This window comes from Arthrobacter tecti (genome assembly GCF_054511355.1).
In genome coordinates, this window is sequence record NZ_JBTNCT010000029.1 from 1 (window position 1) to 20499 (window position 20499).

The following is a 20499-nucleotide window of genomic DNA, read 5'->3' on the forward strand; positions in this document are numbered from 1 at the left end:
GCGTGGGGGAAACGCCCGGTCCCATTCCGAACCCGGAAGCTAAGACCCACAGCGCCGATGGTACTGCACCCGAGAGAGTGTGGGAGAGTAGGACACCGCCGGACAACCATTGCAGAAGGGCCTCACCAACGCTGGTGAGGCCCTTCCACATTTAAACCCACACAACACCCCACCCCCAGACAACCGCCACCGCCCCCAACATTGCGTGCCAACATCCGAGAACTACCGGTAAAGTCACAGTATGAGCGACCTGTTCTCCCACGCGGATCCACTGCCTCTCGCAGACGGCTCTGCTCCGGCAGCCAGGAGCGTTGCGGTTCATGTTCCTGCAGCGATCGAAAGCGCCTGGACAGGCTTCACCGAGTACATCCATCTGTGGTGGCCGGCGGGGTACACAGGCTCCGGCGAGGGCACCCATGTTGCCTTTGAAGGTGGTTTGCTGCTCGAGGAGAACGAGGAAGGCACGCAACAGGTCTGGGCTCGAATACGCGAGACAGATCCACCCCGGATGCTCGAGCTCAGTTGGGTTCTTGCCTGGGATCCCACGCAGCCCACAAGAGTGAATGTTCAGTTCGAATCGAATGATGTGGGCACCACCGTGAGGTTGGTGCATGACGGTTGGGCTTCCGGAAGCGGCGGCAGCCTGCAGTACGAGAAGTACAGCGATTGGCCAGCCATCCTCGGACAGTATCGGCGGTTCATGGGTGGAACAGTGTGACTGTCTCCAACGGCGGCAGCGTGAACGAACAGCTCGCTGCCGATCTCATGACCGTAGTTCATCCGTCACGAGTCCTCTCAGACGCGGCATCCGTTGTGCACTATTCCCGCGACCTAGGTCCGTTTGACTCGGCACCCATGCCGGCCGTCGTCGTGTTCGCTGAAAGCGTGGAGGAGGTGCAGCATTCCGTGCGAGTGGCCGGGGTACGGAAAGTGGCAGTTGTTCCGCGCGGGGCTGGAACGGGATTGTCCGGTGGTGCCAAGGCGCTTGAAGGATGCATCATTCTCAGCCTCGAACGAATGAACCGCATCCTTGAGGTCAGGCCAATGGACGAAATGGCCTTAGTCGAGCCTGGGGTGATCAACGCAGATCTGAACACAGCAGTCGAGCCACATGGGTTGATGTACGCCCCTGATCCGGCAAGCTACCGCATTTCGACAATCGGCGGCAACGTCGCCACGAATGCGGGCGGACTTCGCTGCGCCAAGTACGGGGTAACCCGGGATGCGGTCCTCGCCCTTGACGTGGTGCTCGCCGACGGAAGCCTTATCCATACGGGTCACGACACCTTCAAGGGAGTCGCCGGCTATGACCTGACTGCCCTATTTGTCGGTTCGGAAGGCACACTTGGAATCATCGTCGGGATAACGGTCCGACTGAGGTATCTCCCCGTGCAGTCCCGGACACTCGCCGCGTTCTTCGACGACGTTCCCGCTGCGGCGGCAGGGGTCCTGGCAATCGGCACGGCGAGAGTACAACCGGCCGTCCTTGAGCTCCTTGACGGAAATACCCTGCGGGTCCTGGATAGCGTTTACGGTTCAGATCTTAGGCGCCGCGGCGGATCCCTGCTGCTGATTCAAACCGACAGTTTCGGCGCAGAAGCGGAAGCTGATGTTGTACGGGAGGTCCTGACGAACCTCGGTGCGAGTGTAAGGGCCGAGAGTGGCGGCGAGGCTGAGAAATTGCTCGACCTACGGCGGAACGCCCGAGGGGACGACGTGGAGGACGAGTTCCGGGTTGGCGAAGACGTCGCAGTCCCGCGATCCAAGCTTGTGCATTACGTTGCCGAGCTTGAACGTATGGCACGGGATCACAAGGTGCTGCTGAAAGTGGTTGCGCACGCCGGTGACGGCAACCTGCATCCGACGTTCTGGATCCGGGCTAGTGAAGGTGATGACGGCGTTGCCCGGCTGGATGCTGCACTTGACGAATCCGTCAGAGTTGCGCTGTCGTTTGGCGGCACAATTACGGGCGAGCATGGTGTAGGGGAATACAAGCTGCGTTGGCTGGCCTGGGAACAAGGTGCGGATCTGCAGCGTATCCAGCGCGGGATCAAGCAGTTGTTCGACCCTCGCGGCATACTCAATCCTGGCAGGGCAATAGCGTAGTTAGCTCTGGTGGGTCGTCCATGCGGGAGAGGGCACGACAAACGGCCGCCCGTAATCCCGGAGTATCTCCCCACCCGGCAGATAGACTTGTCGCAGCTATGCCTCGTAGAACACGAGGTACAACATAAAGAATGGGGAATTAGACGTGTCAGACAACCCAACCGGCCGGCCCGGAGACCACAACGACCAGGACGAAACCTCACGGTACCCCGCGGGTCAGCAGTGGCAGCAGCCATCGTCCAACGAGCCGGCGCCCGCTAACCAATCGTACGGGCAGCAGCCGTCCGGCTACGGCCAGTCCCAGGAAGCATCACCTTACGGCGGCGGGCAGAGCGGCTACGGCGGCGGTTACGGCCAGCCGGCGGAGAACCCCGGCAAGACTCTAGGCATCGTCGGTATGATCTGCTCGATCATCTGGCCCATCTCGATTGTGGGTTTGATCGTCTCGATCATTGCGATGGTCAAGTCGAAGAAGGCTGGCATGGGTAACGGCTTCGCGCTGGCCGGCATTATCATCGGTGCGATTGGCGTAGTTACGGGTATTTTAGCCATCATTCTCTTGATCGTCGGTATAAGTGCAGCGGCGGAAATTTGTAACGAGTTGGGTTCCGGCACTCACATCTACCAAGGCACAGAGATCACCTGCCCGTAAGGATGTCAGCTACGCGAAGCGCTCCCGCCATTCACGTCTCGTGAACGGCGGGAGCGTTTGGTTTAAGCCCTTGAATGCTGCATTTCAGACTCAGCAGTCCTTGCTTCCGGTGATCATGTCCATAGTCTTGGTGTCAGCCGTGAGCATGATCGCGGCCTCGTCCCGACGGTGCCGCAGCACTGAGTCGAGGTAAGACTGCACGGCTTCCGCAAGCGGTACGTTCCGGTCCTGCTTCTCGGACACGTACCAGCGGTGCTCCAGAACCTCGTGGACAACCTCGGCAGGCTCGAGCTTGCCGCCCAATTCGCGGGGAACAGCCCGCACGATCGGCTCGAAGACATGCGCAACCCATTGGTGCGCGCTGATCTCCTCATCCACGCCCGGGTTGTTGTCCGCACGGTAGGCGTCCATGTCATTGAGGAGTCGGCGGGCCTGGTTCTCCTGGGCGTCAATGCCCGTGAGGCGAATCAAGCGGCGGCTGTGGTGTCCGGCGTCGACCACCTTCGGTTGCAGCTGAATCTGGGACGTCTCGGAAACCGTCTTGATCGCATACTCTTCAACGTCGAAGCCGAGCTCGTTGAGCCGACGTATGCGGGCGTTGACTCTCCATCGCTCACCCAATTCAAAGGACTCCTGCTCCGTGAGCTCCGTCCACAGGCGGCGGTAACTGTCCATGATGAGCTCGCTGGTGGCCAGGGGGTCAACCTTCTCCTCGATCAGCCCTCCCTCGGCAAGATCCATGAGTTCACCGGCAATGTTCACCCGTGCGATCTCGAGGTCGTATTCGCGCTGCCCGTTGGACAGTTCCGGGTAGAGCTCACCGGTCTCTGCGTCAACCAGATACGCAGCGAAGGCTCCGGCGTCACGGCGGAAGAGAGTGTTGGACAGCGACACATCGCCCCAGTAGAAGCCGATCAGGTGCAGGCGGACCAACAGGAGTGCCTGTGCATCGATGAGGCGGGTGAGCGTGTCCTTCCGCAGCATCTGGGAGAAGAGCGCGCGGTAAGGCATGGAGAACTTCAGGTGCCGGGTGACCAGCACAGGATTGAGGTCCGCGCCGTCAAGGCCCTTGCGGCCCGAAATGACTGCGACGGGCTCCACGCATGGGACGTCGAGACGCTGCAGTTTCCGCAGCATGTGATACTCGTGGCGGGCAATGTGTTCGCTGGTTTCCTTGACGGCAATCACGGACCCGCCCAGGTGCGCGAACCGGACGATGTGGCGGGAGATGCCTCGCGGCAGCGCCGCCAGGTTCTCGGCCGGCCATTCTTCCAGCGCGAGATGCCACGGCAGGTCCAGCAACTCCGGGTCGGTGGCCGCGGCGAGGATATTGAGGGATCCGAGTGAACCTTCGTCGAGTGCGCTCCTGGACCGCGGCAGCTTTCCGGGCTGCTCGTAGTCCGTGGGCTCGTTGTGCCAGTTGGCTTGTGTCGAGTCAGTCATTGTGTGCGATGTCCTAACAAAGACGATGGCCCCCGTCGGTTGAGTTTACCGTCAACCAACAGGGGCCACCGCGTGAGCCTATAAGGCAGTCCGCTTGGGCTTAAGGCAAGTTACACGTGGTCCGCCAGGCGGAGCCCGTCCTTGGTGTCGAACAGATGTACGTGACCCTGCGAAGGCCGAACGAAGACTGTGTCGCCCTTCATTGGTGGGCGGCGGCCGTCAACGCGTGCCACCATGTCATGGGTCTCGCCGTTGATCTCCGTGTGGCCGTAGAGGTAGGCGTCCGCACCGAGCTCTTCCACCACGTCAACCTCAACGCGGAGACCCTCTCCGGTGGGAGCAATCTCCAGGTCCTCGGGACGGACACCCAGTGATACGGTTTGGCCGTGGGCGGCGCTCAAAACCTCGCCGGGAACGGGATAAGTGATGTCGCCGAACTTCACGCCGCCGTCCGCAGTGGGCAGCTCCAGAATATTCATCGCGGGGGAGCCGATGAAGCCGGCCACAAACACGTTCTGGGGGCGTTCGTAGAGGTTGCGGGGAGTGTCGACCTGCTGCAGGATCCCGTCCTTGAGGACCGCAACGCGATCGCCCATGGTCATGGCTTCGACCTGGTCGTGGGTCACATACACGGTGGTGACTCCGAGGCGGCGGGTGAGTGATGCGATCTGCGTGCGGGTCTGGACACGAAGCTTGGCGTCGAGGTTGGACAGCGGCTCATCCATGAGGAATACCTGCGGGTTACGCACAATCGCGCGTCCCATGGCAACACGCTGACGTTGGCCACCGGAGAGAGCCTTGGGCTTGCGGTCAAGGTACGGCTCGAGGTCGAGAAGCTTTGCAGCTTCGCGGACGCGCTGCGCACGCTCTTCCTTGGATATGCCTGCGATCTTCAGGGCGAAGCCCATGTTGTCGGCAACGGACATGTGCGGGTACAGCGCGTAGTTCTGGAAAACCATCGCGATGTCGCGGTCCTTCGGCGGAACATCGGTGACGTCGCGGTCGCCAATGAGGATGCGGCCCGAGTTGACGTCTTCGAGGCCTGCAAGCATTCGCAGGGAGGTGGACTTTCCGCAACCGGAGGGTCCAACGAGAACGAGGAATTCGCCGTCTGCGATTTCGATGTCGAGCTTGTCTACGGCGGGCTTCTCGGTGCCCGGGTACAGGCGCGTAGCCTGGTCAAACGTTACCGTTGCCATTTTTCTTTTCCTTTTCACGGGCAGGTACGTGCCCGACGATCCGTTGTGAATGGAGAGTATTCAGTTATGGCGACTCAGTCAGCAGGCCGAAGTGCATCGACCGTGAACTGGGTCACAAGATGAAAGTATGGCACGAACCTAGGCAGCGGCGCCAGCACGACGGAACGTGACCAGTTCCTGAAGGACATGGACAAGCTGCTCAGGCGAGGTGATGCGGTAGTGGGCAGCAGTTTCACCTTCGCCTACCTTGATCCCGACATCTGTGGTCTTCAGGGTCTTGAAAGCATGCTCATCGGTCACGTCATCGCCGACGAAAACCACCGCCGTCGCGCCCGTCAGTTCACGCAGGGACTGCAGGCCACGGCCTTTGTCCGCCTGAACTACGGAGAGTTCAAGCACGTTCTTGCCGTCAGAGAGATGCAGATCTTCCAGCGATGCCAGTGCGTCCCGGGCAGCGGCGGTTGCCGCTTCGCGTGTTCCTTCGTCGGCTGTCCGGGTATGGAGTACGACGCCGGCCGGCTTGAGTTCCAGCACGGTCCCGGGATGTGCGTCCACTACGTCCTGCACCGCGGCCGTGGCCCGGCGGAGGATCGATGCCTGCGATTCGGTAAGCTCAAGCGGCGCACCGTCGGGCCCGGTCCAGGTCTCGGCGCCGTGGCTGCCTATCAGCAGGGTCTCCGGTTCGGGAGACGCCACCAGTCGGAGACTGTCCAGTGCGCGCCCGGAGATGAGCGCCGTCGTCGTGCGTGATATTTGCGCCAGTTCCCGCAGTGCCGCCGTAGAGCCGGGGAGTGCTCGTGCGTCTTCGGCGCGATCGACAAGCGGCGACATGGTGCCGTCGAAATCGAGCGCGACCAGGAGGTGGTCGGTTGCCGCGGCGGTGGCGAGCGCCGAGAGCAGTTCGGGGCTCAGTGACTCAGACAAGGACTTCCTCCCGGGCGCCGTTCTGGAGTTCGGAAAGGAACGCCTTGGACCAGCGTTCGACGTCGTTCTGCAGCACTTGCCGGCGCATGGTGCGCATGCGACGGGTGGCTTCCGCCGGGCTCATCTCCAGTGCGGTTCGGATGGCCGCCTTGAGCCCGTCGATGTCATGCGGATTCACGAGGATGGCCTGGCGGAGGGTGTCTGCAGCGCCGGCGAACTCGCTAAGCACCAGCGCGCCGCGGTTACCGGTCCTTGCCGCAACGTATTCCTTGGCAACGAGGTTCATGCCGTCCCGCAGGGCAGTCACGAGCATGACGTCTGCCGCCAGGTACAGCGCCACCATCTCCTCAACCGGATAGCTGTGGTGGAGGTAGCGGATGGCGGTGTTCTTGATCGTGTCGTACTGACCGTTAATACGGCCGACAGACCCCTCGATCTCTTCGCGCAGCAGCCGGTACTGTTCGACCCGTTCACGGCTTGGACTCGCCACCTGGATCAGGGCCGCGTCCTCGACCTGGACCTTCCCGTCGGCAAGGAGTTCCTCGTAGGCCTTGAGCCTGTGGCCGATGCCCTTCGTGTAATCGAGCCGGTCGACGCCCAGAAGGATGTGCTTCGGATTGCCGAGCTCCCGGCGAATCTCGCGGGAACGCTCAATGATGTCCGGCCGGTTTGCAAGATCGACGATGCGCTGCACATCGATGGAGATCGGGAAGGCTTCCGCCCTCGAGATGTAGTCGTGGGCGCCGTCCTCGCCTTTGACCTGCACCTGCTGTTGCCGAACCGGCAGTCCGAGGAAGCGGCGCACGCAGCGCAGGAAGTTGCTCGCGTCGCTGGGACGCTGGAAGCCAATCAGGTCGGCCCCGAGCAGGCCCTCGATCACCTGGCGGCGCCACGGAAGCTGTGCGTAGATTTCCAGCGGAGGGAAAGGGATGTGATTGAAGAAGCCGATCTTCAGGTCCGGGCGGGCCTTGCGCAGGAGTTTTGGCACCAGCTGCAACTGGTAGTCCTGGACCCAGACCGTTGCACCCTCCGCCGCGATGGCTGCGGTGGCCGCGGCGAAACGTTCGTTGATCTTGCGGTACGAGTCCCACCAGTGCCTGTGAAACTCAGGTGGAGCGATGACGTCGTGGTACAGCGGCCAGAGGGTGGCGTTGGAGAAGCCCTCATAGTAGAACTCGACGTCGTCACCGCTCAGCGGCACCGGCACGAGCCGCATGTTGTCATGGTCGAAGGACTCGAGCGTCTCATCGGATGCGCCGTGCCAGCCAACCCACGCGCCGTCGGCCTTTTCCATTACGGGGGCAAGGGCGGTGACCAGCCCGCCGGGTGACCGACGCCAGGTGCCGTTGCCGCCGTCGTCGTTCACCCGGTCCACCGGCAGCCGGTTGGACACGACAATGAACTCGAACTCACCGTACGTGGTATCACCTGATCGCATACTGTCACCCCTGGAATTTAGTAGCCCTACTGATGACTTTAGCCGGTTCCGCGGTTGGGAGACGGCCAGAAAGTCATCAGGGACGTCACCTAAAATGGTGGGGAAGCCCCACTGATATGGACGAGGACTGATGACGCCGAACAATTCCCAACCGAGCAAAGCACAGCGCAAGTCGGAGGCACGCGAGCAGGCGCGGTTGATGCGGGAGCAGCAGGAACGCAAGGAGAAGCGGGCGTCATTCCTGATCAAGTGGGGTGTTGTGGCTGCTGTCGTGGCAATCCTCGTGATCATCGGCCTGATCGTTGTCGGCAACATACGCAACCAGGTACCAGACGCTGGCCCTGCCCCAGCCCACGGCAATGAATTCGGTGGGATCACGCTGACCTCGACCACCGAGCTGGAGGAAACGTCAGTGGAGCAGGTGGACGTCGCAACCCTCCCCGAAGAGGCGAACCCTGCCGACCTGCCGCCGGGCGTCGCGGCATCCGAACCGGAAGCGCCCGTACAGGTGGTGGTCTACGTCGATGTGAATTGCGTGCATTGCGCCAATTTCGAACGAACCCACGCCGAGCAGGTTGAGTCGTGGCTGGATGAGGGTGCGATCACGTTCGAGTACCGTAACGTCGCCTACCTGGACCCGAACTCGCAGACACAGTACTCGTCGCGGGGTGCCGCTGCGCTCGCCTGCGTCGCAGATACCTCGCCGGAAGCGTACTGGGACTCCTCGGTTGCGCTCTTCGGAAATTTCGAGAACGGTGAGCTGAACGACGGCGAGCTGGCGGAGATGGCTCAGGCAGCGGGATCGGCTGACATCTCCGGTTGCCTGGCTGAGAACACGTTCCGCCCGTGGGTGAAGTACACAACGCAGGCGGGAGAGGTCCACGGAGTAGGCGGGACGCCCACCGTGTACGTGGACGGAGAGGAAATCCCCGACCCCGTCAGCGATTTCGCCACGGCTACCCAGGAGAAGATCGACGCCAAGAACTGATCCCTTTGACCCGCCGTCGCTGATTTCCCGGCAGCGGCGGCGCTGGGCTAACCTTGTGTAGCGCTGTTTTATGTACGTGGGCTTTTATGTACGACGACGGCGCCCGCTGGCTTAGCCAGTGCGCCTCCTTAGCTCAGTTGGCCAGAGCACCTGTCTTGTAAACAGGGGGTCGCCGGTTCGAATCCGGCAGGGGGCTCCAACAAAAACCGCTCAAGCGCTGTGATCTGCAGCAGTGCTTGAGCGGTTCTTTTTATGCCCGATATGGGCGTCCCCTCCAAATCCCCTCCGGTGGGTTCCAGTAGTGTTGCGTTTACGCAACTTGATGGGGATTGAGCAGATGACAGTTGACGCGAATGATCCTCCAGCAGGGCACGCAATTGAGGTGATGGTTGCTGCCTTTGGGCCGGGGATCCGTAACTACACGGCGCGCGAAGAAGTTCGCGTGACTGTGCTCGGCTTGTTGGAGAGCGCTGGGCTTCCAGTTACGGACAAGATTTCTCGCGGTGGAATCGGATCGTCAGCAGCCGGTGTTGATCCATCCGCACTTGCCGATGGAGTCGGATTTTTGACAAGTGTGTATGGGTTCCTGCGGAATTTTCTCCGTGCTTATACTCGCAACGAGCGGCGAGAGAGATTGCCGGAGTTTGTCATCATGATCGAGGCAGGGCGCCTACCAGACATCGTGCGCCCCATCGTGGCCGTGCTTCCTGATGTTGATGCAAAGCTGAAGGAATTTTTCCCGTCCCTTCGCAGCCAGTACTCCATAACTGGAGCAAGATGTACATCCCGAGCGGCGTCCGTGTATTTCCCTACGGATCTTGTTGACGATTCGACCGCTCTACGCACTCTCCATGAATTAGATCGTGTATCGGCTGAGGCCACTGTGCAGCTTACTTGGGTGCCGCGCGAGTGGTGGTGGCCTAGGCCACTCGTCGAGGTGAAAGTAGTTGGGGATCGCCGGTTCGACCGTTAGCACCGCGCTGGAGGTACACAGGTAATGGGAGCTACGCCGCGTCCGGGCATTCCCTTCCCACGTGTGTCACCTGAGATGATCTCTCCATGACCTTCGTGCCTTTCGACGCTTCAGATGACGAAATCGCGCAGCGCAGTATCGTCCGAGCGGGTGTGCCAGAGGAAATGACTGCGCCTCTGAGAGGGTGGATAACTCGGAGTCTCAAAAAGTCGTCTTGGGTCGTGACAAGCGTCGACTACGCAAATCTTGATCTGGTCCACGACATCCAAACGGCCCTTTGGCTAGACCTTGGTGCGCCGCACTCCGGGGACATTGAGCTTCAGCGGACGGTTGCTGCGATATACAGCAGAGGCGAGCAGGTTGTCATCCGCGTGGTGGACTATCTAGCGAGCAGATCCGATCCTTCTGATGTCTTGATCCTGAGGAGGATGCTGGACCAATCGCTATCTAAATACGCAGTGCGGACCTCCGGCGACGTGAGCCGTCTGGCGTTGCGCACGCCCGAGGGTGTCGAGCAGACGGTACAGAGCGCCATCGACTCCTCTGATGTCGCGGGAGGATTGCTTGCCAGGGCTTGGACTTATGCTTTCGGTCTTGATGCAAAACCAGCCGAGGCTATGGACTTTGCGGTCAAGGCAGTTGAACGCGCAACGACACCCGTTGTGAGTCCCCGTAACGACGTTGCCACCCTTGGGACAGCCGCGCGAGATGTCAAGAATCAGGGTGACTGGACCCACGGAATGCGGGTGAATGATCTTGCACCAGCAAATACGACAATTCATCACATGATGCAGACGCTTTGGTACGGGCAGCAGTACCGTCACGTGAACAAGAACTCCACACCGCCGACTGTCGAGCAAGCTCAGACTCACGTCATGCTGGCGGCAACGTTGGTGGGCTGGTTCTCTTCAGGTGCGGTGGTACGAGGAGATTAACCACCGCATCCGGTGAAGTTAGATGCCCTCGCGCGAAGCGCATCTAACTTCTTCGCGATGACCAATGCGAAGATGTTGAATCATGGAAGCAACTTACGACTATGACGTTGCCGTCACGTTTGCAGGGGAAGATCGGAATTTCGTAGAGGCGGTTGTGCGAGACGTCGTCTCTGCGGGTTACAAAGTCTTCTACGACCAAGACGAGCAGGTTGCTCTTTGGGGGGAAGAGCTGACGGAGTACTTCCCCAAGATTTATGAGGAACGGTCTCGCTACGCGGTGATGTTTGTATCGCGTCATTACGCGGCGAAACCTTGGACTCGGCTCGAACGGCGCAGCGTCCTTGTGCGGGCGCTCAATCAACCGACGCCATATTTGCTTCCTGTGCGGCTCGACAGCACCCGGCTTGATGGGGTGAGGGAGACTATCAGCTATCTGGATGGCGTTGGAATGGGCGCAGCAGGCGTGGCAATGGCAATCCGCCAGAAACTCAGCGGTGCGCAGGCAGACGGCGGCGGATCATTCAACGGGTACGTTCCGCGAAACGAACACGAAGTCACGGTTTTGGTCGGTGAGCGTCCGGCAGGCTGGGAGTACCTCCTGTTCGCCTACCAGCTAGTCCACGGCGTAGAGCAACTGCATGACAGATACCTCGACCACTGCATGGGGTTTTCGGAGGCCACGGAGTTCGTCGCCGAAGAGCAGGTTACTGATGTGATTCAGCGCGAACTTGCAATCGTCAATGGAATTGTGAGGAATTTCGGCGCTGTACTGTCCGACCGAGTGCAAAGGTCCGCCTTCGGCCGACCGGGCGTTGCAGGGAACGTCGATCAGATCATCCATGTTGCTGGCAGGTACGTGTCTGTCTACGAATCCTTCATCAACTGGGCGGCGCGGCTACGGAGTTACGCCACGCGCTCTGATGAGGCACATGATCTTTTCGAGGCTCTCGCCTCTTATGCACGACAGCCTGTCGAACGTATGCGTGATTTCGTCTACGAATTCCGGGACATGGCTGACCCCATGCACTCGAAGCTGATGAACGGCGAGAACGTGTCCCTCATTCTCGCATTGCCCCTAGAGATCAGTGCCGAATCGTCAGAACAGTTTGATCGTGCGAGGAAGCGGTTCGAGAGGACGCTCGGGCGTTGAGCAGACGGTAACCAAACCGGGCGAGCGTATATGACTCAATCACGCAGAGCCTCAGCGAGTGCACGGCAATTCTCTGCTGTCAGAACGTCTAGCTTGATCGCCTGCCCATTGCAATAGATCTCGAACCTGCCACCCGTCTTGGATTTCCAGTGGGTTGTTATGGGCAGGCTACGTGGGAACTCCACATCTGCTGACCCCTTCAAATCATCGCGGAAGACAAAGAATCTCCGATCAGTGACTACTGCCCAACCTCGTCCCCCTTCGAATTTCACGACCTCGATGCGATGGGTCAGCTCACCGTCTACCGTGCGACTCTGGATCTTTGCGAGATTCGAGCGGAACTCCCGGTTGTCGCCGGGGATGTGACTCGCCGCTGCGACGATATCGGGACGTAGCCCAGCGTTCTCCCGTCGGATTGCGATTCGCTGCGCGGCTCGTTCTGCCATGCCACCGGTTATTTCAGTCCGTTCGATACCGAGCCGGTTGCGGTTATCTGTTGCGATCGATTCCAGCCGTTCGGCCAGCGAGTAAACGGCGTCAGCTGATTTGCCTACCCTGAATGCGAAAGTGTGGGGATCCTCAATCAGCTCGGTGAAGCCAGCCGCGCTTCGTCGGCCATCAACTTCGAGGAACAGCAATCCATTGACTAGAGCGTTGGCCTTCTTGAGATGCAAGCCTGTCACTGACGAGAGTGAAACCTTCGCCGTCTTGTTTTTGCCGATGAGTGATTTGCGCTCAATTTCAATGTGTTCCTCGTCGTGGCGAAGGACCATCCCGGCACCCTTTATCGTTTCCATCTGTTCCCCTTCCGTGTGGGATGCATCCCAGTTCGCCTAATGATACTTATAGTCCGTGGACTCATAGTCAGCACCCACCAAGGGTGTATGTATGCCTTCAGCCGGATCTCGCGAGCGTGCACAGCGCGCCGCCGTTGGCGAGAAGGTCCGAGAACTGCGCTTAGCGCAAGGGCTGAGCCAGGAAAGACTGGCGCACGAAGCAGGCCTTGACCGGTCCTACATCGGCGGAGTCGAACGGGGCGAGCGCAACGTCGCCTTGGACAATATCTACCGGCTTGCCCGTGCGCTTGCAGTAGCGCCGGGTGAGTTACTGCCGACGGTCGCGGCAATACGCCGTCGTAGCTCCGAGTAGTCCTTCTTGTACATGTGAGCGTAGGTGCCGTCTGTGACGGTGATGGAGCTATGGCCCATCAGCCGGGATAGCTCGAACATGGACACTCCGTAGCTCACCATCAGGGAGGCGAAGGAGTGCCGCAACTCGTGGAACTTGAGCGTTGGGTGGCCGAGCGCGGCGGCTGCAGGTTTGAAGCTGTACCGGTAGAAGCCCTTCGGGTCGAACGGGCGATCAAACGTTGCCAGAGGATGGCCTTTTATCTTCCCTGGCCACAATCCGGCGTCCGGGTTAGTGCGGTACGGGTGGGCGGCGAGGTAGCCGGTTAGATCGCGGATTAGATCGTCGTCGAGCAGGGGGACCGTCCGCCGGGAGCGCTCGGATTTGGGTGGCGTGATGATCCACCCTTCCTTGACCCAGCTCATCGTCCGCTCGACTCGTACTTCCTTGTGCAGTAGGTCGATATCGCGGATGCGCAGGGCACCCAACTCGCCGGAACGCAGGCCCGTCCACACGGCGAACCGGACGATCAGCCCATAGGGTTCAAAAACGTCCAGGCGCTCGGCCAGCGCGTTGGCTTCGTTCAGTGTCAGGAAGTTGGCTTCGTATGTGGGGAGTTTGGGCTTACTCAGCGCCTCCATAGGGCTGTGAGGAATCAGCCGGTGCCGGAGGGCATAGGAGAACACCTTTTGCAGCGCAAGGAAGACGCCGCGCACCGAGCTTTCGGAGCGCTTTCGGCCACCGGGCGTGGGTTTCGCTCTAAGCGCTGCTATGAACTTCTCCACGTCCTGACTAGTGATGGTCCCGATGCGTCGGTTTCCGAAAACCGGGTGGACGTGGACTGCATACGTCGTTTCGTACCCCTCCATCGTTTTCTGCTTTAGCCGTGGCCGGTCGGCCGCGAGGCAGTCCTCGGTCACCTGCTGGAAGGTCTTCGAGTTTTTGACGAGCGGTGCAGTAGACGAACCCTGCGCCACTTCGTTTTCCACAGTGAGGGCGAAGCGTTCGGCCTCACGTTTGACGCTGAAGGTACGTTGCCTGTGTTTGCCGCCGTCGCGCCAGCGGACTTCGTACGCCGCTTTGCCGTTTGTCCTGCTGAGATTCTTGATGTGTGCCATGAGTTTCTCCTATATCCGCTCGGTTAGCGCGAGGCCGGGGTTGGAGTATCCAACTACCGCTCGTCCGTCGGCTCCCGTATCCCGAGACGCGCCGTTGTACGCGCGTCGTACAGTGCTTTCCTGCCATACCGCTAGCCCGGTGGGAGACAGAATGCCGTCTGTCGTTAGCGCGCTGGCTATCGCGCGGAAAGACTGCCCGTCCTCGTGGTCTAGAACGATGCGCCGCATGATGTTGGCAGGTATGGCACTCTTGCGTCCGTTGGGTAGTCCCCGCCGCGCCCTCGCTGCCAAAGCTTCCTTAGTGCGGGTGGAGATCATGTCGCGTTCGAGCTGGGCGAACGTGGCGAGCATGTTGGCCATTGCTCTGCCTGCTGGGGTGGAGAGGTCGATGGCTAGGTCCAGCAGCACGAGGTTCCAGCCCTGAGTGCTTGCCGTATCCATAATGTCGCTGGCATGTTTGGTGGATCGTGCCAAACGGTCCATCTTGGCGACAACGAGCGCGTCTGCCTGCCCGGTGCGCAGTAGTTCGAGCGCGCGTCGCAATTCGGCGTTGATGTGCTTGCCGGAACAGCCAAGGTCCATCAGGATCTCAAAGCTCCATCCCCGCCGCTGGCACTCTTCCGTAATCTTGTCTATCTGCGCCTTGACGCCGAGGCCGGATCGCTCTTGTTCCTCGGTACTAACGCGCACGTATCCAAGTACATGCATGGGCTTTCTCCTTCACCGTCAGGAGGCGGAACCGGGCGTATGCGCCTTTCGCCTCGAAGCGATATCGAACTCTCTTCTTTGAGAATTCACTAGTCGCCCATTTGCTGGCTCAGAAATTCCGGCTTCACCCCGGAGTAGCGTCTTCAGGCGTTCTCTGGGCTTAGGTGGGTTTACGTGGGTGCGGCTGGCATCCGGTCAACTCATCCCAGACCGGGTGACGCTCTTCTACCGCCCGACGCGCCAGAACGTAGGCGTCCAGCAGCAGAGCGCCAGCCACGTTGTCGCCGTGCTCCACGAGCGCTTCGACAAAGGTGCGAGCGAAAGCGCGCTTCTCGTTCAAGCTTCCCCACCGAACTTGGTGCACCAAGGCGGAGGCGCTAACGGCGTTAGGCGCGGGACGCTCTGCCGTGTCCAGGCTCATGACCAGTGCAGTCCAGGCCTCCGAGTTGTCGGCGATCACGAACACTTCGGCCAGCACGTTGCAGGTTACTTGTCGGCGGGGTTCGGGCAACGCGCACAGACGTTGATACTGGTTCATCGCTTCCGCTTCCCTCCACGCTTGTGCAGTTTCAGAGGCGGTTCTTCGACCGTCAGAGCTTCGAGCACCGGTAGATCGTTGCTGTCCTCGATCTCTCCCACATCCACGAGAAAGTCGCCGTTAGCTACCGCGTGATCGAAGACCGTCAACTGCAAGTCCACTGCTTGCTTGCCGCTGTGCCCTGCTCGGTTGAGAAGGTCTTGTGCAATCTGCGTTCGTACCTTGATGTCGTTCTTAGGGTTTTCCATAAACTGCACGAGGAGCGCAGCTGCGTCGTCGGCTGCTTCCGCTATCCGCTCTGCTGCCTTCTTCCTTACCTGCGGGGCTGAGCCTCCGTGCTTGTGGCAGACGCTCCCGCCTTGGATGGCGTACAGGCTACAAGCGTCGCCGTTGTTCTTGATTCGGCTGCATTTTCTTGAAGGCAAGGGGTTCCTGGCCATTGCATATCTCCTAATGGATTGGTTGAAAGGTTCAGGTGGTCAAAGGTGTTCCGCAACTCAACTCGAATCCCTAAGGGACGGGGGATCGGGTTCGAGTTGCCCGATACCCGCCCTTTTCGATCCCGGCTGACCAACTCGAACTGAACTCGAATCGGTTGAAGTTCGGGTTCAAACCTGCGGATTCTCGGGAAATATGGGGCATCAACCGTCGCAACTCGAATCGGCGTTAGTTCGAGTTGGGCAGCTTCCGGCAACTCGAATTTCATCTCGAATCCTCCGTGCTGGGAATCAGCCGCAGTTTCGGTTCCGGTTCTGGGTTCATTCCCCAACTTCTCGGTTGACGGTGCGCTGTCCTTCGGCCACACGTCGCATGTCGCTAGCCAAACGACCCGCGCTATTCAGCTCGTCCCACGCGGCATCGAAAGACTTCTGGCTCTTCTTGTGCCGTGCGTAGAACTCCTCCCGAACCTTGGTTCGAGTGAGTGTGAAGGGGGCTGCTTCCAGCACGAGGATCAGCGTTGCCGTCGCAGCGTTGTCTCGGCCTTTCCGCATTGCGCTCGCACCCCACTCGGCGTCATGGACGGCGTACTTGAGGTCTCCGACGTGCTCGCCGGTCTCTTCATCAAAGGTGCCCAGCGACCAATCCACCGTGAACTCTCGTCCACCCCACTGTCGGGAACCGAACTGCACCCCGATACTGAACTCGCCTTCATCTACGCGCGGCGGTGTGTCGTGCTTTTGCAGGACCCAACTGTCTGCCCATTGCCCAACCCCCGCTTGCGCGATGGAATCCAGATCTAGTTCTTTGCCTCCGGTCTTACGGAAGTGGTCAGCGATGATGAGTGCGCACCCTTCCGGCACCATCTGCTGAATCTCAGCCAGCATTGCCCCACGGTCGTAAAGGTTCTGCGCTTCGACGCCGGACGGGTGGAAGGCGTACAGCGGATCAACGATCACCAGACCCGGTTCTTGCTCGGCTACCGCCGTGCGGAAAGCGTGCAGGAACTCCTTGCCCGTGATGTCACCTGCATCGAACGACATACGCAACGGCAGCGATTCCAAGTCCAAGGCCATCGATGCGGCGAGACGCTGCAAGCGACGGGCCGAGGGTGTGTGCCCACCTTCACCGAGATACATCAGCACCGGGCGCGGTTCCGGAACGGGGAATCGTCCGAGAAACGGCTTACCGCTGGCCACGGCCAAAGCGAGGGACAGCCCGAGGTACGTCTTCAGCGTCTTCTTCTCACCCGCCAGCGTGCCGTAGGACCCTTCCGGCCACACGCCCTGCACCAGCCACCGCATGGCCGGCAACGGTCCAGCTAGGTCAGCAGCCGAGAAGGTCTTGAAACGCTCTCGCTGCCCTGAACGCAGGCGGTCAAACTCCGCTGCGAGCGCCTCTGCTGTGCCACCGCGCTTCAGGAAGTAGTCAGAAACATCCTCCTTGCTGTCGGGTGACAACCCGAGTCGCGTTAGATCGACAACGTAAGCAGCAGCACCGGCTTCGATGAGTCGCGCTTTCAGCTTTTCTGCACCTTCGCGCCCCGCCTTATCGCAGTCGTAGGCGACAAACACCTGCCGGTTCTTCAAGATGCTGAGGTCGCGCGGTGGTGTGCTGGCTCCACCAGTACCGGTAACGGCGACGAACAGCCCATCGGACTTCTGATTTGCCAGCAACGCGTCCAGTTCGCCTTCGCAGAACAACACAGGCAACCGGCTTTCCGTGTCGCGTAGTACCGACCACGGATACAGCAGCGGAGGTGAGCCTTGCCCGCCCCACGAGATCATCTTCGCGGTCTTCGCGTGCGGCTTGTACCGGCGAACGTTGTAGAGCTTGCCCTGCACTCGCACCGGGAAAGTGATGCGCTCTTTGTCGCTGAACAGGAAACCGAGCTTGTGCAATTCGATGGTTTCCAGCGTCAGACCGCGCTCATCCGTCAGGAAGCTCCACGCCTTGGACTGCGGGGTTCCATCCATACTGGATCGGGCTACAAACTCGTCGTGCCAATTCAGGAACTTGTCCTGTTGATCCACCATCAACGAGGGCAACGCAGGCTTGTCCGGAACGCTTCGAAGGCGCTTCGGACGTTTGCTTAGCCGCAACCTGCGCCCTGTATTGAGCACTTCGGCACTCCCACTCGCGACACTTTTGTCAACGCCGAGTTCGACCAGTGCAGCGACGATTTCCGGATGCTCGCAGCCCGCGTGACAGAACACTGTGAATGATTTGGTATCACCGGGTGCCACGGCCAGGCTTGGCGCGTTGTCCTCGTGTGCAGGGCAACTGGCCTGCCATTGCGTCGGTCCGGCTTGCGTCACGTTCTCCAACACATCCAGCACTGTCGAGATTGTCTCGTCGGGTTCGGGCCAGTCTTCGGCAGAGGTCATCGTTTGCCCTCCAACTCATTGAGACGGTCAATGAACCGCATCTCGCGGTAGGCGTAAGGAGCCGCTTTGGTCGGCGCTGCGTCGATCCACACCGATACGCCAGTGCTGGCTGCCGCCAGATCTGCTTCGCGTAGAACGTCAAAACCACGTAGCGGGTAGCGCGGGGTTGGACCGGCGAAGAACATTGTGCGTAGCTCCCTCGCGAGGTCGCGAGAAGACCTGCCTCGCAGCCGATTGTTGTCCGCGTGCTCGCGAAGCCGGAGACCTGCCCAGCCGCCTACAGTCCCGCCCACACTAGGTGTGGGTTCTACCGAGCTATCGATGCGGACGGTGACGGTAGCCAGCTCTGTGGCCGTTAGTCGGTGTATGGGTGATTTATGGGCCAGCGGATCGCCGGTGTAGTCAGCTTCGGTCCAGCGGATGAAGTCCGGAGGGAGAAGTGAATAGCGGCCAATCAGAGTAGGGTATGTCGCGACCATTGGTTTCCAGAAGCTCCTTGGTTGAAGGAAAGCCCACCAGTTGCTTCCAGCCGGTGGGCTTTCCACTTGGTGAATCTCTAGCGGCCGAACGGCGCCAGATAGGGTCTGCGGGTAGAGGGGAACTTAGCCTGAAGCGCGGATAGCGACGCGACTGGATCTGCGAGCTGTTCTGTAATGCTTTCGACGCGTTGCTCCCGTTCCAGCACCCAGCCCATGTGTGAATTCACAGCGGCCTCTGCCGAGAAGAACTGCTCCTGCAAGGCATCAAACTCGGCAGGCGAGAGGTCGCTTCTCATACGCCTTCGCAGGTTGTGGAGTTCGGTGGTGAGTGCCTTCACCTGCGCCAGCCTGTCGAAGAGCTGCTGCGTGAAGGTCTCGGCGTTCGCGGCGCTTCGGTCGGAATGATTTTGCACGCTGACGCGAATCTCCTGCTCGGCCGCTTTCCTTGCTTTTTTACCGTCGGGCGTCTGCATGTAGACGTTGAGTTCCTGGTTCTCCTGCAAGGCGGTCAGACCTTCGGAGACAAGGATGTTCCGTGCGTTCATGACTAGTTGGTTCCCTTCAACTTGCGGTTGCGGCGCTGCGACCGTAGCTGGTCGAGCACATGGCGGGTTTCCTGTTGCTGGACTGCACGCTCAGCTAGAGCAACCGACGCGCTGTCGAGCGCCTCCGAAAGCTTCGTGAGATCGGTCAAAGGATCAAGTTGGTGCAGACGGGCGAGCGCTAGATTCGCTCTTGGTGTTGGGCCAACGTTGCCGTTACCCAGCGGTCGAAATACCGGTTCTGACATAGTGTTTACTTCACTTTCTGTTGTGGCGGGTGGGCTTGGGGTCGATGATCTCGGGGTAGCCAGAGGTGTGGAGGAGTGCGACGACGGCGGTACGCACGAGACTGCGCTTCGATATCTGTGTTTCGTGGGATAGCGCGGATAGCGCGGAGTCCATCTCTGAAGTGATGGGAAGTTTGAGCCATACGTGGTCACCCAGCATGGGGGTTCCAATCGGAAGTGGTTCGTCCATTGGGCGGGCCTTTCAGCTAGGGATAGCGATTACAGAGATCCGAGGGAGAATTAGTCATGAATGAGCTGAGAAAAGACGCTTCAAGAAGCCGATTTGAAGACCGTGACCATCCGCCTGCACCGCGCTACGCTGATCGGCCTAAGTGGCAAATGCCTAAGCCCGATGAGCGCGAGAACTATGGTGAATACAGCGGTGATCAGCTCAGGCGCTAGCCCGCACAGTGTTTCGTTCGATGTACTCGTCCAGATCCGTTTTCCGGAATCGGACGCCCTGACCGACCCGGATGTAAGTGATTTGGCCGGATCGAACGGCCTCCTGCAACTGACGCACGGTCATAGGTATGTACGGAGCTCCGGTTTGGTAAGTGAACACCGCTGGGTTTGCATTGTGGGGTAATTGAGAGGTCATGGTGAGTAGCTCCAGGAACTTTGAATGGAGCCTCTTAAACGCAAGATGAGCGCACAAGAAGAGTGTCTCCATCCGTATTGCTTCGGATAGGAATCACTTCGTCTCGTACGCTCGAAGTCTCAAGGGACTGGGCGAATGCCGTTAAGTGGATATTCAGTTGTGCCCTGCTGGGCCATTTCTAGTAATGTCATCCGCTCATGTTCGGATGAGGGGAACGCTACCCTAGAAACCCTTGCTGCGCTACTCGTTCAGAGAGGGCTTCTGAAAGCTCTCACGCAGGGGCTGAGAACCCCTCCGAATCCTCTCCAACTTCGCCGCGCGGAGCAGTACGAACGAGCACGGGCAGTTACGAACGCGAAGTAGTGCCCCTTAGAGTGGTGTAACGCCCGCTGGTGACCGGTACCGCCCGAACGGGGCGCGGTCACCGTGGGTCCTTCGAGGAAACTCTCACATCCCACTCGAAAGGAC

At 60.0% G+C, this 20499-nt stretch carries 23 protein-coding genes, 1 tRNA gene and 1 rRNA gene; 10 read left to right on the top strand and 15 right to left on the bottom strand.

The genetic code is table 11. From position 1 onward, the window contains the following. From rrf to ACX80C_RS19030, 4 genes are all read left to right on the top strand, one after another. Window positions 1-104 (top strand): 5S ribosomal RNA (gene rrf / locus ACX80C_RS19015); the annotation flags it as partial. 137 nt (window positions 105-241) lie between these two features. After that, window positions 242-718, top strand: a complete 477-nt coding sequence (locus ACX80C_RS19020; RefSeq protein ID WP_459328030.1) for an SRPBCC domain-containing protein — start codon at window positions 242-244, stop codon at window positions 716-718. Window positions 719-765: 47 nt separating this feature from the next. After that, window positions 766-2106: an FAD-binding oxidoreductase gene (locus tag ACX80C_RS19025; RefSeq protein ID WP_459328052.1), complete on the top strand. Its 1341-nt coding sequence runs from the start codon at window positions 766-768 to the stop codon at window positions 2104-2106. Between the two features lie 145 nt (window positions 2107-2251). Beyond that, window positions 2252-2758: a DUF4190 domain-containing protein gene (locus ACX80C_RS19030; RefSeq protein WP_459328031.1), complete on the top strand. Its 507-nt coding sequence runs from the start codon at window positions 2252-2254 to the stop codon at window positions 2756-2758. A 90-nt stretch (window positions 2759-2848) separates the two neighbouring features. Here ACX80C_RS19030 and ACX80C_RS19035 read toward each other — a convergent pair whose 3' ends face one another. From ACX80C_RS19035 to ACX80C_RS19050, 4 genes are all read right to left on the bottom strand, one after another. Next, on the bottom strand, window positions 2849-4201 hold the full coding sequence (locus ACX80C_RS19035) for a DUF4032 domain-containing protein (RefSeq protein WP_459328032.1): 1353 nt from the start codon (window positions 4199-4201) through the stop codon (window positions 2849-2851). Window positions 4202-4311: 110 nt separating this feature from the next. After that, window positions 4312-5400 (bottom strand): ABC transporter ATP-binding protein, encoded by a 1089-nt coding sequence (locus ACX80C_RS19040; RefSeq protein ID WP_459328033.1) that lies wholly within the window; start codon window positions 5398-5400, stop codon window positions 4312-4314. A gap of 138 nt (window positions 5401-5538) precedes the next feature. After that, window positions 5539-6324: a trehalose-phosphatase gene (otsB, locus tag ACX80C_RS19045; RefSeq protein WP_459328034.1), complete on the bottom strand. Its 786-nt coding sequence runs from the start codon at window positions 6322-6324 to the stop codon at window positions 5539-5541. Further along, window positions 6317-7762, bottom strand: coding sequence for an alpha,alpha-trehalose-phosphate synthase (UDP-forming) (locus tag ACX80C_RS19050; RefSeq protein WP_459328035.1), 1446 nt, complete (start codon window positions 7760-7762; stop codon window positions 6317-6319). The genes otsB and ACX80C_RS19050 overlap by 8 nt, the downstream gene beginning before the upstream one ends. 130 nt (window positions 7763-7892) lie before the next feature. Between ACX80C_RS19050 and ACX80C_RS19055 the strand changes: the two genes are divergently transcribed. From ACX80C_RS19055 to ACX80C_RS19075, 5 genes are all read left to right on the top strand, one after another. Next, window positions 7893-8750: a DsbA family protein gene (locus tag ACX80C_RS19055; protein ID WP_459328036.1), complete on the top strand. Its 858-nt coding sequence runs from the start codon at window positions 7893-7895 to the stop codon at window positions 8748-8750. A gap of 122 nt (window positions 8751-8872) precedes the next feature. Beyond that, window positions 8873-8949, top strand: a tRNA-Thr gene (locus ACX80C_RS19060). 138 nt (window positions 8950-9087) lie between these two features. Continuing rightward, entirely contained in the window at window positions 9088-9723 is a 636-nt protein-coding gene (locus tag ACX80C_RS19065; RefSeq protein ID WP_459328037.1) for a hypothetical protein, read from the top strand. Between the two features lie 221 nt (window positions 9724-9944). Beyond that, window positions 9945-10658, top strand: coding sequence for a hypothetical protein (locus ACX80C_RS19070; protein WP_459328038.1), 714 nt, complete (start codon window positions 9945-9947; stop codon window positions 10656-10658). Window positions 10659-10740: 82 nt separating this feature from the next. After that, window positions 10741-11808: a TIR domain-containing protein gene (locus ACX80C_RS19075; RefSeq protein WP_459328039.1), complete on the top strand. Its 1068-nt coding sequence runs from the start codon at window positions 10741-10743 to the stop codon at window positions 11806-11808. A 35-nt stretch (window positions 11809-11843) separates the two neighbouring features. Here the strand turns inward: ACX80C_RS19075 and ACX80C_RS19080 are convergent, their stop codons facing one another. After that, complete coding sequence (locus ACX80C_RS19080; RefSeq protein ID WP_459328040.1) at window positions 11844-12581, bottom strand: PH domain-containing protein; 738 nt, start codon at window positions 12579-12581, stop codon at window positions 11844-11846. A 115-nt stretch (window positions 12582-12696) separates the two neighbouring features. On the opposite strand from ACX80C_RS19080, the gene ACX80C_RS19085 reads away from it, so the two are divergent. Further along, entirely contained in the window at window positions 12697-12957 is a 261-nt protein-coding gene (locus ACX80C_RS19085; RefSeq protein WP_459328041.1) for a helix-turn-helix domain-containing protein, read from the top strand. Here ACX80C_RS19085 and ACX80C_RS19090 read toward each other — a convergent pair. The 10 genes from ACX80C_RS19090 to ACX80C_RS19135 form a co-directional block, all read right to left on the bottom strand. Beyond that, window positions 12873-14054, bottom strand: a complete 1182-nt coding sequence (locus ACX80C_RS19090) for a tyrosine-type recombinase/integrase (protein ID WP_459328042.1) — start codon at window positions 14052-14054, stop codon at window positions 12873-12875. The two genes, ACX80C_RS19085 and ACX80C_RS19090, sit on opposite strands and share 85 nt — an antisense overlap. Window positions 14055-14063: 9 nt before the next feature. Beyond that, window positions 14064-14762: a recombinase family protein gene (locus ACX80C_RS19095; RefSeq protein ID WP_459328043.1), complete on the bottom strand. Its 699-nt coding sequence runs from the start codon at window positions 14760-14762 to the stop codon at window positions 14064-14066. A gap of 160 nt (window positions 14763-14922) precedes the next feature. Continuing rightward, window positions 14923-15300: a hypothetical protein gene (locus tag ACX80C_RS19100; RefSeq protein ID WP_459328044.1), complete on the bottom strand. Its 378-nt coding sequence runs from the start codon at window positions 15298-15300 to the stop codon at window positions 14923-14925. Continuing rightward, the gene (locus ACX80C_RS19105; RefSeq protein WP_459328045.1) at window positions 15297-15740 is read right to left on the bottom strand and encodes a hypothetical protein; all 444 of its coding nucleotides are present in this window, start codon (window positions 15738-15740) and stop codon (window positions 15297-15299) included. The genes ACX80C_RS19100 and ACX80C_RS19105 overlap by 4 nt, the downstream gene beginning before the upstream one ends. Before the next feature lie 318 nt (window positions 15741-16058). Then, window positions 16059-18125 carry an AAA family ATPase gene (locus ACX80C_RS19110; RefSeq protein ID WP_459328046.1) on the bottom strand — a complete coding sequence of 689 codons (2067 nt, stop codon included), beginning with the start codon at window positions 18123-18125 and terminating at the stop codon, window positions 16059-16061. Then, window positions 18122-18604, bottom strand: coding sequence for a hypothetical protein (locus tag ACX80C_RS19115; protein WP_459328047.1), 483 nt, complete (start codon window positions 18602-18604; stop codon window positions 18122-18124). The genes ACX80C_RS19110 and ACX80C_RS19115 overlap by 4 nt, the downstream gene beginning before the upstream one ends. Window positions 18605-18681: 77 nt before the next feature. Then, window positions 18682-19149 carry a hypothetical protein gene (locus tag ACX80C_RS19120; RefSeq protein ID WP_459328048.1) on the bottom strand — a complete coding sequence of 156 codons (468 nt, stop codon included), beginning with the start codon at window positions 19147-19149 and terminating at the stop codon, window positions 18682-18684. Between the two features lie 2 nt (window positions 19150-19151). After that, on the bottom strand, window positions 19152-19298 hold the full coding sequence (locus tag ACX80C_RS19125; RefSeq protein WP_459328049.1) for a hypothetical protein: 147 nt from the start codon (window positions 19296-19298) through the stop codon (window positions 19152-19154). A 106-nt stretch (window positions 19299-19404) separates the two neighbouring features. Beyond that, complete coding sequence (locus ACX80C_RS19130) at window positions 19405-19623, bottom strand: hypothetical protein (protein WP_459328050.1); 219 nt, start codon at window positions 19621-19623, stop codon at window positions 19405-19407. A gap of 201 nt (window positions 19624-19824) precedes the next feature. After that, window positions 19825-20103: an excisionase family DNA-binding protein gene (locus ACX80C_RS19135; protein WP_459328051.1), complete on the bottom strand. Its 279-nt coding sequence runs from the start codon at window positions 20101-20103 to the stop codon at window positions 19825-19827. Window positions 20104-20499 lie beyond the last annotated feature (396 nt).